The organism is Microbulbifer okhotskensis (assembly GCF_023895975.1).
Taxonomy (GTDB): domain Bacteria; phylum Pseudomonadota; class Gammaproteobacteria; order Pseudomonadales; family Cellvibrionaceae; genus Microbulbifer; species Microbulbifer okhotskensis.
In genome coordinates, this window is sequence record NZ_JALBWM010000367.1 from 1 (window position 1) to 547 (window position 547).

Here is a 547-nt window from a genome sequence, read left to right on the forward strand (position 1 = left end):
ACCCGATTGAGTCGACGTTCGGAACGATACGACACCGGACTAAGCGCTCCAAAGGCTGCCTGTCGAGAGAGGGAATGCTACACATACTATTTAAGCTGAGCATGTGTCGCTTATGCTGGCAATCTAGGAATTACTTTAAAGGAAGTGTTTGAATGTTTAGTCATATTATGATTGGTGCAGATGATGTACTAGAGGCAAAAAGGTTTTATGATGCCATACTGATGAGCCTAGGGCATAACTCAGGTGTTATTGATGAAAAAGGGCGCTGTTTTTATTTTGGAGAAAGTGGAATTTTTGCCATAAGTAAGCCTATTAATGAGGAGCCAGCGTCTCATGCCAATGGAGGCACCATCGGGTTTACGGCGAAGAACAGAGAGGAGGTGGACGCCTGGTATGCTACAGGAATCAAGAATGGCGGAATCATATGCGAAGATCCCCCAGGTATACGTAAGGGCACGATTGGTGACTTGTACCAAGCTTATTTGCGTGACCCATCGAGGGTGTAAATAATTCTGTGTAACCGCTCTTGCTAGTGGATTATTGGTAG

General features: G+C 45.2%; 1 protein-coding gene. It reads left to right on the forward strand.

Going from position 1 to position 547, the window contains the following annotated elements; genetic code table 11:
* The first annotated feature begins 152 nt into the window (after positions 1-152).
* Positions 153-506, forward strand: a complete 354-nt coding sequence (locus tag MO867_RS22540) for a VOC family protein (protein WP_252473346.1) — start codon at positions 153-155, stop codon at positions 504-506.
* Positions 507-547 lie beyond the last annotated feature (41 nt).

Excerpts from the sequence above, each read along its gene's own strand:
- MO867_RS22540 (WP_252473346.1), top strand. The coding sequence starts at position 153 with ATGTTTAGTCATATTATGATTGGTGCAGATGATGTACTAGAGGCAAAA.